This is a genomic window from Nocardia vinacea NBRC 16497 (assembly GCF_000308835.1).
Lineage (GTDB): Bacteria > Actinomycetota > Actinomycetes > Mycobacteriales > Mycobacteriaceae > Nocardia > Nocardia vinacea.
In genome coordinates, this window is the sequence record NZ_BAGN01000201.1 from 41,409 (window position 1) to 53,617 (window position 12,209).

Below are 12,209 nucleotides of genomic sequence, written 5' to 3' on the forward strand. Positions count from 1 at the left end.
GGTGGGGATTAGGCGGTGTCGGCCAGTTCCAGCCAGCGTTCTTCGGCGGATTCTTTTTCTGTCACAACTTGTTTCAGTTCGGCGCCCAGGGTGATCAGTTTGTCGGGGTCGGTGGCGGCGTCGGCGAGGGCGGTGTGGAGGCGCTGCTCGCGTTCGGTCAGTTTGTCGATGGTGCGCTCTAGTTTGGCCAGCTCCTTGCGGGCGGCGCGGTAGGCGGCGGAGTCGGTGGCGGGAGCTTCGGCGGACTTGGAGTCGGTGGCTCGCGTTGTGGCGGAGCTCGATGCGGCGCGCTTTTTCAGGTATTCATCGATGCCGCCGGGCAGGTTGGTGAGTTTTCCATCGCCGAACAGGGCCCAGGTGGAGTCGCAGATGCGCTCGATCAGATAGCGGTCGTGGCTGATCACGACCAGCGTGCCCGCCCAATTGTCGAGTAGGTCTTCCAGTTGTTGCAGGGTGTCGATGTCCAGGTCGTTGGTCGGCTCGTCGAGGAGCAGAACATTCGGTTCGGACATCAGGATCCGGGTCAGTTGTAGCCTGCGGCGCTCGCCACCGGATAGGTCGCCGACCGGGGTGCGCTGCCGGGCCGGGGTGAAGCCCAGGCGCTCGGCCAGCTGGCCCGCGGAAATTTCCTTATCGCCCAGCATGATTCGCTGCGCGATCTGCTGTACCGCCTCCAGCACCCGCAGATCGGTCGGCAGGTCGTCGAGTTCCTGACGTAGCCAACCGATCTGAACCGTCTGGCCCTGAATGCGTTTGCCCGCGGCGGGTTCGACGGCACCGGCCAGCGTGCGTAGCAGGGTCGTCTTGCCGGAGCCGTTCACACCGACCAGGCCGACGCGCTCCCCCGGCGCCAGGCGCCAGGTCAAGTCGCGCACCAACTCGCGGCCGTCCGGGGTGGTGAGGGTGGTGTCCTCGAGTTCGATGACGACGCGGCCCAGGCGCTTTCGCGCGAATGCGGCCAGCGAGACGTTGTCGCGCGGCGGCGGCACATCGGCGATCAGCGCCTCGGCCGCCTCCACCCGATAGCGCGGCTTGGAGGTGCGGGCCTTCGCACCGCGCCGCAACCAGGCCAACTCCTTGCGCGCCAGATTCGTGCGCCTGGCCTCGGAGGCATCGGCCTGCCGGGCCCGCTCGGCGCGCGCGAAAATCCAGTCGCCGTAACCGCCTTCATAGCTTTCGACCTTGCCGCCGACGACCTCCCAGGTGTCGGTGGCGACGGTGTCGAGGAACCAGCGATCGTGGGTCACGACCACCAGCGCGCTGCGACGCTCCAGCAGATGTTGAGCCAGCCACTGCACGCCCTCGACATCGAGGTGGTTGGTCGGCTCGTCGAGCACGAGCAGATCGAGGTCGCGAACCAGCGCGGCGGCCAGCGCGACGCGGCGGCGCTCGCCACCGGAGAGATTGTCGACGGAAGTATCCAGACCGAGGCCCTCGATCCCGATCCCCTCCATCACCGACCGGATGCGCGGATTCGAGGCCCATTCGTGTTCGGCCACGCCGTAATCATCTCGGCGCTCCCGGGGCCCCCCGTGGTCACGCAAGCTACCGCCTCCGTGCCCGTCGCTCGCGCCGGGGGGCATCGTGTCATCGGCCAGCCCCGCCAGCACCACGGATCCGACGGTCGCGCCCGCGGGAAGTACACCGCGCTGGGTCACCACCGCCATGCGCAGCCCGCCGACCCGGCTCACCCGGCCGCTGTCGGGCGGCTCGAGACCGGTCAGCACCTCCAACAGGGTGGTCTTGCCGCCGCCGTTGAGGCCGACGACACCGATCCGCTCGCCCGCGTGGATGCCGAGCGAAACATTGTCCAGGAGCGGTTTGATACCGAAGCTCTTGGAGACCTGTTCGAGATTGATCAGGTTGGACATGGATCCTTCCGAGTCATGCGCGGGGCGAGCACTCGCCCCGCGCAAGCGTACCGAGCACCCCGGACGCACCGCCGCCGCACCGAACGCCCGCGCCGTTGCCGCCGCCCGGACCCGCTCCACGCCGCGCACTCGTTCTCATCGCTGCGGCGGAGTCACCCAGGGCGATCGTGATCACCACAGTCGCCCGCGGCGGTGACATCCTCCGGGATAGCGAACCGAAGACCGCGGCGACTTGCGCGACGAACGGCGTTCGTTTAGAGTCATCTCAACGAACATCGTTCGTTACGAACAATGTTAGCAATGGCGCTCCTGAGATACAGCCGCAGAATGGGAGCCCAGCCTCGAGATCGAGGTGAGTGGGGCGGCACGGTTTCAACTACGCCTTTATCTGGAGGTTCTCATGCACGTCGGACTCGGTCTGCCCATTTCCGATCCCGCCGCCCTGCTCGACTGGGCCCGCCGCGCCGATGCGGGTCCGTTCTCCACCCTTGGTCTGCTCGACCGGCTCGTCTACGACAATCCCGAACCACTGGTCGCCCTCGGCATGATCGCCGGTGCCACCAGCCGTATCAAGGTGCAGACCGAGGTGCTCATCGCGCCGCTGCGCGAGCCGACGCTGCTCGCCAAGCAGGCCGCCACCCTCGACCGCATGTCCGGCGGCCGCCTGGTGCTCGGCCTCGGCGTCGGCGGTCGCGAGGACGATCACATCGCCTCCGGCACCGAGCTGCGCTCCCGCGGCCGCCGCCTGGACGAACAACTCGAGATCATGCGCCGCCTGTGGTCCGGCCTGCCGTACGGCACCGACTGCGGACCGATCGGTCCCGCGCCGCTGCGTCCCGAGGGACCCGAACTGCTCTTCGGCGGCTTCCAGCCCGCCGCCATCGATCGCGTCGGCCGTTGGGGCGGTGGCTTTCTCGCCGCCGCCGCACCGTCGTGGGCCGGTGGCATGTTCGACACCGCCCGCCGCTCGTGGAAGGAACACGGCCGCGACGGCGAGCCTCGCATTGTCGCCCAGGTCAATGTCGCGCTCGGCGCACCCGACCTGATCGAAGACGCCCGCACCTCGATGGGCGCCTACTACGAATTCAGCGGTCGCGCCGACTTCATGCTCGCCGGAATGCTCACCACACCCGACGAGATCCGCACGGCCATCAGCCAATTCGAGGATCTCGGCGCAGATGAGGTCATGCTCTACTGCTACGGCCGCGACGCCGACCAGGTGGACCGCCTCGCCGACGTCATCGCATAACGAGCGAAACGTCAGCGCTTGCCTGGCGTGTCGCTGCTGATGACGCGAGCGCCGGGCACCGGCCCGTTGGCCGTGCGCACGCTACGGCATACACCGGCCCCCGCGAGCTCGGCCGCGACCGCCACCGCGCTGTCCTCGCTGTCACACAGGAATGCGCAGGTCGGGCCGGAGCCGGAGACCAGCCCGGCAAGCGCCCCGGCACCGACGCCCGCACGCAACGTCCGTCGCAACTCGGGCTTCAGCGACAGCGCGGCCGCCTGCAGATCGTTACCCAGCAGGGGCGCAAGCTGTTTCGGGTCACCGGAGGCCAAGGCCTGCATCAGCGCCTGCGGCTCGCCCAGCCGGGGCGGGGTGCCGTTCTCGCGTAGTCGATCGAGTTCGGTGAAGACCGCGGGTGTGGACAATCCCCCCTTGGCCAGGGCGAGTACCCAGTGAAAGGTATTGCGGGACAACACCGGAAGCAGCCGCTCGCCTCGACCGGTGCCGAGCGCCGTTCCGCCGTGTAACGCGAACGGCACATCGCTGCCGAGTTCGGTTGCCACCGCGAACAATTCATCGCGAGTCAGCCCGACATCCCAAAGTTCGTTCAGGCCCACCAGCGCCGCAGCCGCATCCGCGCTGCCGCCCGCCATTCCACCCGCCACCGGAATGCCCTTGTTGATGGCGATTTCCACCAGCGGTGCGCGGCCGGCCAGGTGGGCGACGCGCACGGCGGCCTTCCACACAAGATTGGTGCGATCGGTCGGCACATCGTCGGCGCCCTCGCCGCTGACCCGCACGGTCAGCGAGGCGGCGGGTGCGAGTTCCAGATCGTCGCTGAGCGAGAGGGCTTGGAACACAGTGGTCAGATCGTGATAGCCGTCCGCGCGCACGTCACCGACGCCTAGGTGGAGGTTCACCTTGGACGGCGCGCGCACGATGACCGGACTTGGCACAACTGACAACACGGTGCTCAAGCCTATCCCGTGGGTACGACAGGTGCTCAGCTCGAGATGAGACATTCACCGCCCATGTGTCGGACGGTTACAACAGCGCCCCGCCGGTGGCATCGATCCACTGTCCGGTGACCCACCGCGAATCATCCGAGGCGAGGAATGCGGTGATATCCGCGATATCACCGGGCTGGCCGACTCGATTCAACGGCGACCATCCGGCCACCAATGCCTCGGTCTCGGCATTGCGCAACCAGTTCGCGTTCATATCGGTATCGATCACACCCGGCGCGACGGCATTCACCGTGATGCCGCGGGCGCCGAGTTCCTTTGCCAGCGTTTGGGTGAAGGTATCGATCGCACCCTTGGTCATCGTGTAGGCGATCAGCTGCGGCATTCTCGCCCCGTGCGTGAGGCCGGTGGAGACATTGACGATGCGGCCGCCGTCGCGTAGCCGATCCAGCCCTAGCTTGGTGACAAAGAACGGCGCCTTCGCATTGACGGCGAAGACTCGGTCGAAGGCGGCCTCATCGGTGCCGCCGATCGGTTCGCGGATGCCATCGATGCCCGCGTTGTTGACGATGACGTCCACGCCGTCGGCCTGCGCGTCGAATGCGGACCACAGCGCCGCGGCATCTCCGGGTACGCCGAGTTCGGCCTTGATCGCGAAGGCCGAACCGCCCGCCGCCTCGATGGCGACGACGGTTTCCTTCGCCGCCCGCTCATTACCGTTGTAGTGCACGGCGACCCGCGCCCCCTCCCTGCCGAGCCGCTCCGCGATGGCCCGGCCGATGCCGCGGCTCGCGCCGGTGACCAGCGCGGTCTTGCCGTCGAGCCGGCCCGTTTGCAGTACACCCATGACGAGTCCTTTCTCTAGCGGTCACTACAGAAAGGACGTTAGCACATTCTCTAGCGATCGCTATAAAATGCAGACATGAGTGCACCGACCAGGGGACGCCCCCGCTCGTTCGATCGGGACGCCGCACTGGAAAAGGCGTTGCGGCTGTTCTGGGCGCGCGGTTACGAGGCCACCTCGATCGGCGATCTGACCGCGGCGATGGGTATCGGCGCGCCGAGCCTGTACGCCGCATTCGGCGATAAGGCGACGCTGTTCAGCGAGGTGGTGCAGGTCTTCGGCGCACGCTACGGCAGCTTCATCCCGCAAGCCCTCACCGAGGAGCCGACCGCCGAGGCGGTGGTGCGCCGCATCCTGCGCGAGGCGGCGACGGAGTACACCCGACCCGATTGCCCGCACGGCTGCCTGGTGATCAGCGCCGGACTCAATACCACCAGCACCGAGATCGCCGACATGCTGCGCGCGCTTCGCAACCGCAATGTCGAGGCCTTCGCCGCGCGCATCCAGGCGGATATCGATGCGGGCCTATTGCCACCGGAGGCCGATGCGGCCACGCTCGCGCGGTATGTCGGCACCGTTATGCAGGGCATGTCGCAGGCGGCCCGGGATGGCGCGAGCGCCGCGGAACTGGAGCGGGTTGCCGAAATGGCCATGCACGGTTGGCCTTCCGCCGTTCGAGGCTGATTCGGGAACTATCCGGACCTCTGTAGCGACTAATCGACGGAACCTCGGCGTAACTCACCCTTGCGTTCAATACCCTCCGGGGGTATGTTGATTTGCGTCGGGGATACCCCCGCACCGTATGATCGAATGTGAGCGAAGGAGTCGGAGATGGCCACGAGCACCTACACCGTCACGGGGATGACCTGCGGACATTGCGTCAGCTCGGTCAAGACGGAGATCGGCAAGATCGATGGCGTGACCAGCGTGGACATCGACCTCGCCAGCGGTGCGGTCCGGGTGGACAGCACCGCACCGCTCGCCGACGCCGATATCGTCGCCGCCGTTGACGAGGCGGGGTACGAGGTCGCCGTCTGATGCAGGCCCGGCTGAGATTCGCCGCGGTCGGCGGCGGTCTCGTCGCGCTGTTCGGTGTCGCACTCGGTATCGGCGCCCTGGTGGGCGATCCGACCCGGTCGACACCGGACCACGACGCGATGGCGCACACCGAACAGGACACCGGACTGTCGGATTCGCGATCCGGCTACGCCCTGACCGACCTGAGCGCACCCACTGACCCGAATCGAGCCGGGGCCCTGCGTTTTCGGATCACCGGACCGGACGGAGCTCCGGTCACGAGATTCACCACCCAGCACGACAAGAAGCTGCACCTGATCGTGGTCCGCTCGGATACCACCGGATATCGGCACGTGCACCCGACCATGGACGACACGGGCACCTGGTCGATCGATTGGAATTGGACAGCGCCCGGCACGTATCACGTCTTCGCCGATTTCGTTCCCGAGCAGGGGCCCGGCGATCTGGTCCTGAGCCGCACCGTCACGGTCGCGGGACCGGCCGGGCTCGAACCACTTCCACCCGAGGCACGCTCGGCAACGGCGGACGGCTACCAAGTCCGCATGGCGGGCGATCTGAGCACAGCGGGCAGCGAACTTCGTTTCACCGTGACCCACGACGGCGTCCCGGTGACAGACCTCCAGCCGTATCTCGGCGCGTACGCCCATCTAGTGGTCTTGCGCGCCAACGACCTTGCCTACCTGCACGTCCATCCGCAGGGCGAAATCGGCCGCACCCCAGCGGGTCCGGAGGTCGGCTTCCATACCCAGACCCCGAGTGCGGGCGCATTTCGGTTGTATCTAGACTTCTCCCACGGCGGTGCCGTACATACCGCCGAGTTCACCGCGCGCGTCGAATCATCCACAGCGCCATCCACATCCGATGGTGGACACCATTCGGGTAGCGGTCACCCCTGACCGCATGCGCTGACCATCGTGTGCTCGAGCTGACATTCAGCGCGATGACCTGCGCTTTCCGTACGGCACGCGGAGTGCGGCGACACGCGTGAATTGATTGCCGTAGCGCATGAATCCGGTTTCGCGACCAACAAGGCAAAAGTTGGTTATCCACAATCTGTTTCGCTTGCGGCGACGCCCCAGCAAGCGAACCGTATGGATAACGCGGCGCATGATCCCGCCTCACCCGCCACAGAAACCGACCAGTCCGGCATAACAGCAGATCATCCACCGCAGCGGGACAGGCCGATGTCCGATGGCAGCCAGGCGACACCCGCCCGGACGAAGTTACGCCGGGTAGCAAGGCGAGACCCGAGCCGCGGTGCAGAGATCACTGCGCGGGTCGATATCCGGATAACAACCAGGCGAAGTCACGCGGCGCCGCCGACGCGGGTTACGCCTGGGCGGCGAGGCGGACGAAGGCCGCGGTGTCCAGGGTTTCGCCGCGGGCGGTCGGGTTGATACCGGCGGCGACGAGGCGGCGTTCGGCTTCGGCTGGTGAACCGGCCCAGTTGCCCAGGGCGGCGCGGAGGGTTTTGCGGCGCTGGGCAAAGGCGGCGTCGACTACCTCGAAGACGCGGCGTCGGTGTGCTTCGTCCATCGGCCACGGCGGTTCGGCGTAGCGCTCGACGCGGACCAGGCCGGAGTCGACGCGTGGCACCGGCCAGAACACCTGGGTGCCCACCGCGCCCGCGCGGCGCACGGTGCCGAAGAAGCCCGCCTTGACGCTCGGGACGCCGTAGACGCGGCTGCCGGGCTCGGCGGCGAGACGGTCCGCGACCTCGGCCTGCACCATCACCAATGAGGTTGTGATGCTGGGCAATTCGGCGAGCAGGTGCAGCAGCACCGGCACGGCGACGTTGTAGGGCAGATTCGCCACCAGCGCCGATGGTGCCGCAGGCAGTTTGTCCGAGCGGACCCGCAGTGCATCGGCCTCCACGACGGTCAACTGCCCGGCCAGTTCCGGCGCGCGATCCGCGACGGTCACCGGAAGATGTTTCGCCAGTACGGGATCGATCTCGACGGCGATGACCGAATCCACCACATCGAGCAGGGCCAATGTCAGCGAACCGAGACCCGGCCCGACCTCGAGCACCGTATCCCCACGCCCGACCCCGGCCGCCGCGACAATCCGCCGCACCGTATTCGCGTCGTGCACGAAGTTCTGTCCGAGCTGCTTGGTCGGCCGCACGCCGAGTCGCTCGGCCAGCGCCCGCACCTCGGCGGGCCCGAGCAGCGCAGCACTTCCACGAGCGGAAATATCGGGTTCGGACACGTCCGACAACGTATCAACCCACCTGTTCACCACCGAGTGGCGCACCATCGAGCGCCCGCAGTCGGGCTGGCTCTTCTCGCATCGGATGACCGCGCCACACCAGTAATCCCGTGCGGCGCTGTGCCAGTCGAACTCAGCCGATGCCCAGGCGACTGGTGCAGGCGGGCCAGGCGCCCCAACCCTGGCGGGCGCGGGTGACTTCGGCGATGGCGATCTGTTCTTCGCGGGTGGCCAGGTCGGCACGCGGGGCGTACTTGAGACCGCCCTGGCGCTCCCAGGTGCTCTGGTCGAATTGGATGCCGCCGAAGTAGCCGTTGCCGGTATTGATGCCCCAGTTACCGGTGGACTCGCAGCGGGCCAGCGCATCCCAGATATCACCGTCACGCACCGGCGGCACCTCGGTACCGGGCTTGGCCCCCTTGCGGACGGTCTTCGGCTGAGCCGTCACCTTCACATTGGAAGCGATCGGCCGCCGACTGACCTCCTGGCCATTGACCATGGTCACCGCGAACGTCACGTCCTGCACGCCGGGCGCGCCCGCGCTCTCCACCACGGTCCGGCTCATATTCATCGTCGGATCCTCGATGACATTCTCCGGCGGATCCAGCGGCACCGTCTCGACCTTGTTCTCGACGCGCTGCCGGGTCACCACGATCCGCAGCCCATCGGTGAGCGGCGTGGTCGCCGCGGGCTCGACGGTGTCCTGCTCGATCAGTGGAATGCCCGCCGCGGTGAGGAATTCACCAACGGTCGGCGCGGCCAGTCGAACATCGACCGGATTGCCGATGCCGTCGAGCAGCGATACCGAACGCGGGCTGGCGATCTGCAGCGCGGCGCCCTCGAGCGGCAGCTTCTCGTTGCGGGCAGGGGAAACGAATACCTCGCGGGGCAGGTGCAGTTGGTCGACCACATCGCCCGCGGTCAGACCGGTCGACCACACCTTCTCGGCCTTGCCGTCCAGCGACACCGCGACCTCACGCGCCCGGTTGTAGGTGATGGTCGTGCCATCGGTGATCGCCGCGGCCAGCGCGGGCCGGACCAGGTCGCGGTCGTTCACGTCGAACCCCGCGGCCTTCAACACCCCGCTGACGTTGCGCGACATGGTGGTCTGGGTCATCTGCTCACCGTCCACGACGACCGTGACCGTCTTGCGGTTCACGATTGCCATCGCGGCACCGACGATCAGCGTCACCAGCAACGCCGCAACCGCCGCGTACAGCAGCGGCGAGCGGGACTGGTTGATCCTCGTAAATGGAGACATGGTCACAGTACGATAACGAAGGGGTCAGCGGTCTACAACCGTAGTGTTACGAGCGGCGGGTATCAATATCACAAACCAATATCGACGCCGCAGGTAAATCACAAAACGTACCGACCGAAGTGACCTAGGACACACTTACTCGCCCAAATGTGAAACAAGATCAGGTGAAATTGAGCGCCACTGGCGATTCCACCTGATCCCGAATTCAGATGCCGTAGATACGGCGGGCGTTGGCGGTGGTGATTTCGGCGAGGGCCACAGGATCCTGTTCGCGCAATTCCGCCAGGGCGCGCACGGTGTAGGGAAGGCAATACGATTCGTTGGGTGCGCCGCGGAATGGATGTGGCGTGAGATATGGCGCATCGGTTTCGACCAAGATGTGGTCATCGGGCACCACCTTGGCGGCCTCGCGCAATTCATGCGCGTTCTTGAAACTCACCGTGCCGGAGAAGCTGAGGATGTACCCCTCGGCGACACACGACATCGCCATATTGGTGTCCGAGGAAAAGCAATGGAAGATCACGGTTTCCGGAGCACCCTCGTCCAGCAATACCGTCAGCAGATCGTGGTCTGCCTCGCGGTTGTGGATCATCAGCGGTTTACGCAGACGTTTGGCCAGGTCGATATGCCAGCGGAAGCCCTCGACCTGCTCCTCGATATCGGCACAACCCTCCAACTTGCCCGGCCAGTAGTAATCCAGACCGGTTTCACCGATCGCGACCACGCGCGGGTCGGCGGCCAACCGCTCCAGTTCGGCCTTGGTCGCATCGTCGAGCGCATTGGCCCGCGTCGGATGCAGCGCCACGGCGGCGAACACCCTCCGATCCCAGTTCGCGGCCTGTACGGCCCACTGGGCAGCGGCCAGATCATCGGCGACGGTGACCACCTGGCCGACCCCGACCGAGGCCGCGCGGTCCACGATCACCGCCGTCGACTCCGCATCGGTCGCCCCGCAGGCATCCAGATGCGTATGCGCGTCGACCAGCGGCGCGAGCGGTTCCGGCAGCTCGGGCGCGGCCCGTCTAGCTGTCATCGGCAAACTCCGGCACACCAGAACGCCGGCGCGGGACGGCGGCCATCGTCTCGGGGGATATTCACGTGAGCGTCGGAATCCACGCGCATTACAGTAGATGCACCATGACCGCAGCTGACCGCCCCGCCTTCTACATCACAACGGCCATCGCATACCCGAACGGTGCGCCGCACATCGGGCATGCGTACGAGTACATCTCGGCCGACGCCCTCGCCCGCTTCAAGCGGCTCGACGGTTATGACGTCTTCTTCATGACCGGCACCGATGAGCACGGGCAGAAGATGCAGCAGACCGCGGTCGCCGAGGGGGTGCCGGTGGAGGAGCTCGCCGCGCGCAACTCGGATGTGTTCGAGGCGATGGACAAGACGCTCGACATCTCCTACGACCGCTTCATCCGCACCACCGATGACGACCACCAGGTGGCCAGCGCCGCGATCTGGGAGCAGATGCTCGCCAACGGCGATATCTACCTGGACAACTACTCGGGTTGGTACTCGGTGCGCGACGAGGCGTTCTACACCGAGGAAGAAACGACGCTGCTCGAGGACGGCACCCGGATCTCGACCGAATCGAAGACGCCGGTCACCTGGACCGAGGAGTCGAACTACTTCTTCCGGCTGTCCAACTACCAGGACAAGCTGCTCGCGCTCTACGACGAACATCCCGAATTCATCGCGCCCGCAACGGCTCGCAACGAGATGGTGAGTTATGTGAAGGCGGGTCTGAAAGACCTGTCCATTTCGCGCACCACCTTCGACTGGGGTGTGCCGGTGCCCGGACATCCCGATCATGTGATGTACGTGTGGGTGGACGCGCTCACCAACTACATCACCGGCGTCGGCTTCCCGGATACGGAATCCGTTGCGTTCCAGCGGTTCTGGCCCGCCGACGTACACATCATCGGTAAGGACATCACCCGGTTCCACACCGTGTACTGGCCCGCGTTCCTGATGTCGGCCGGGATCGAGTTGCCGAAACGCGTTTTCGTGCACGGGTTCCTGTACAACAAGGGCGAGAAGATGTCCAAGTCGGTCGGCAATGTGGTCGACCCGCTGGCGCTCGTCGACGAGTACGGCGTGGACGCGGTGCGCTTCTTCCTGCTGCGCGAGATCTCCTACGGTCAGGACGGCAGCTACAGCCACGAGGCGATCGTCGGGCGGATCAATACCGATCTGGCCAATGAATTCGGCAATCTGGTGCAGCGCAGCCTGAAGCTGGTCGCCCGCGACTGCGGTGGTGTGGTGCCGACGCCGGGCGAATTCACCGATGCCGATCGCGCCCTGCTCGACCGTGCGAACGAGCTGCTGGAGCGCTGCCGCACCGAATTCGACGGCCAGCAAATGCATCTGGCGCTGGAGGCGATCTGGCTGACCCTCGGTGAGGCCAACCGCTACTTCTCCGCGGAAGCGCCCTGGGCGCTGGCCAAGACCGGCACCGAGGAGTCGCTGGCCCGCGAGGCGACGGTGCTCTACGTGACCATCGAACTGCTGCGCATCGTCGCCATCCTGGTCCAGCCGGTCATGCCCGAATCCGCTGGCAAGATCCTCGATCTGCTGGCCAGCCAGAACCGTACCTTCGCCGATATCGCGACCCCGCTGGTCGCCGGCACCCCATTGCCGGAGCCCGAAGCGATCTACCCCCGCTACGTGGAGCCGAAGAAGTAATCAACAGAAGGCGATACGTAGCACGAGGCGCGCCTGAAGCGCTACCGCTCGATAAAGCGGTAGCGCTTCGGTTCGGCCGAACCGCTGGAAGGGC

Annotated in this window: 11 protein-coding genes; 5 read left to right on the plus strand and 6 right to left on the minus strand. The window is 66.3% G+C overall.

Features of this window, described 5'->3' with window-relative positions; genetic code table 11:
- Nucleotides 1–8: 8 nt before the first annotated feature.
- Nucleotides 9–1,871, minus strand: coding sequence for an ABC-F family ATP-binding cassette domain-containing protein (locus ON44_RS27970; RefSeq protein WP_040695343.1), 1,863 nt, complete (start codon nt 1,869–1,871; stop codon nt 9–11).
- A 400-nt stretch (nt 1,872–2,271) separates the two neighbouring features.
- Between ON44_RS27970 and ON44_RS27975 the strand changes: the two genes are divergently transcribed.
- The gene (locus ON44_RS27975) at nt 2,272–3,120 is read left to right on the plus strand and encodes an LLM class flavin-dependent oxidoreductase (RefSeq protein WP_040695345.1); all 849 of its coding nucleotides are present in this window, start codon (nt 2,272–2,274) and stop codon (nt 3,118–3,120) included.
- Nucleotides 3,121–3,131: 11 nt separating this feature from the next.
- Here the strand turns inward: ON44_RS27975 and ON44_RS27980 are convergent, their stop codons facing one another.
- Nucleotides 3,132–4,067, minus strand: a complete 936-nt coding sequence (locus ON44_RS27980; protein ID WP_040695374.1) for a 4-(cytidine 5'-diphospho)-2-C-methyl-D-erythritol kinase — start codon at nt 4,065–4,067, stop codon at nt 3,132–3,134.
- A gap of 76 nt (nt 4,068–4,143) precedes the next feature.
- A complete protein-coding gene (locus ON44_RS27985) occupies nt 4,144–4,911 on the minus strand; it encodes an SDR family oxidoreductase (protein ID WP_040695346.1) in 768 nt (255 codons plus the stop codon).
- Nucleotides 4,912–4,986: 75 nt separating this feature from the next.
- Between ON44_RS27985 and ON44_RS27990 the strand changes: the two genes are divergently transcribed.
- From ON44_RS27990 to ON44_RS28000, 3 genes are all read left to right on the plus strand, one after another.
- Complete coding sequence (locus tag ON44_RS27990; RefSeq protein ID WP_040695348.1) at nt 4,987–5,592, plus strand: TetR/AcrR family transcriptional regulator; 606 nt, start codon at nt 4,987–4,989, stop codon at nt 5,590–5,592.
- 147 nt (nt 5,593–5,739) lie between these two features.
- The gene (locus ON44_RS27995; RefSeq protein ID WP_040695349.1) at nt 5,740–5,946 is read left to right on the plus strand and encodes a heavy-metal-associated domain-containing protein; all 207 of its coding nucleotides are present in this window, start codon (nt 5,740–5,742) and stop codon (nt 5,944–5,946) included.
- On the plus strand, nt 5,946–6,842 hold the full coding sequence (locus tag ON44_RS28000) for a DUF8832 domain-containing protein (protein ID WP_040695351.1): 897 nt from the start codon (nt 5,946–5,948) through the stop codon (nt 6,840–6,842). The genes ON44_RS27995 and ON44_RS28000 overlap by 1 nt, the downstream gene beginning before the upstream one ends.
- 433 nt (nt 6,843–7,275) lie before the next feature.
- Here the strand turns inward: ON44_RS28000 and rsmA are convergent, their stop codons facing one another.
- From rsmA to ON44_RS28015, 3 genes are all read right to left on the minus strand, one after another.
- The gene (gene rsmA / locus ON44_RS28005) at nt 7,276–8,157 is read right to left on the minus strand and encodes a 16S rRNA (adenine(1518)-N(6)/adenine(1519)-N(6))-dimethyltransferase RsmA (protein WP_040695377.1); all 882 of its coding nucleotides are present in this window, start codon (nt 8,155–8,157) and stop codon (nt 7,276–7,278) included.
- A 133-nt stretch (nt 8,158–8,290) separates the two neighbouring features.
- A complete protein-coding gene (locus ON44_RS28010) occupies nt 8,291–9,418 on the minus strand; it encodes a resuscitation-promoting factor (RefSeq protein ID WP_040695352.1) in 1,128 nt (375 codons plus the stop codon).
- Between the two features lie 205 nt (nt 9,419–9,623).
- Nucleotides 9,624–10,451, minus strand: coding sequence for a TatD family hydrolase (locus ON44_RS28015; RefSeq protein WP_040695354.1), 828 nt, complete (start codon nt 10,449–10,451; stop codon nt 9,624–9,626).
- A gap of 77 nt (nt 10,452–10,528) precedes the next feature.
- Here ON44_RS28015 and metG point away from each other — a divergent pair, with 77 nt between their 5' ends.
- A complete protein-coding gene (gene metG / locus ON44_RS28020) occupies nt 10,529–12,115 on the plus strand; it encodes a methionine--tRNA ligase (protein ID WP_281005300.1) in 1,587 nt (528 codons plus the stop codon).
- Nucleotides 12,116–12,209: the final 94 nt, after the last annotated feature.

Excerpts from the sequence above, each read along its gene's own strand:
- ON44_RS27970 (WP_040695343.1), bottom strand. The coding sequence starts at position 1,871 with ATGTCCAACCTGATCAATCTCGAACAGGTCTCCAAGAGCTTCGGTATC.
- ON44_RS27975 (WP_040695345.1), top strand. The coding sequence starts at position 2,272 with ATGCACGTCGGACTCGGTCTGCCCATTTCCGATCCCGCCGCCCTGCTC.
- ON44_RS27985 (WP_040695346.1), bottom strand. The coding sequence starts at position 4,911 with ATGGGTGTACTGCAAACGGGCCGGCTCGACGGCAAGACCGCGCTGGTC.
- ON44_RS27990 (WP_040695348.1), top strand. The coding sequence starts at position 4,987 with ATGAGTGCACCGACCAGGGGACGCCCCCGCTCGTTCGATCGGGACGCC.
- ON44_RS27995 (WP_040695349.1), top strand. The coding sequence starts at position 5,740 with ATGGCCACGAGCACCTACACCGTCACGGGGATGACCTGCGGACATTGC.
- ON44_RS28000 (WP_040695351.1), top strand. The coding sequence starts at position 5,946 with ATGCAGGCCCGGCTGAGATTCGCCGCGGTCGGCGGCGGTCTCGTCGCG.
- ON44_RS28010 (WP_040695352.1), bottom strand. The coding sequence starts at position 9,418 with ATGTCTCCATTTACGAGGATCAACCAGTCCCGCTCGCCGCTGCTGTAC.
- ON44_RS28015 (WP_040695354.1), bottom strand. The coding sequence starts at position 10,451 with ATGACAGCTAGACGGGCCGCGCCCGAGCTGCCGGAACCGCTCGCGCCG.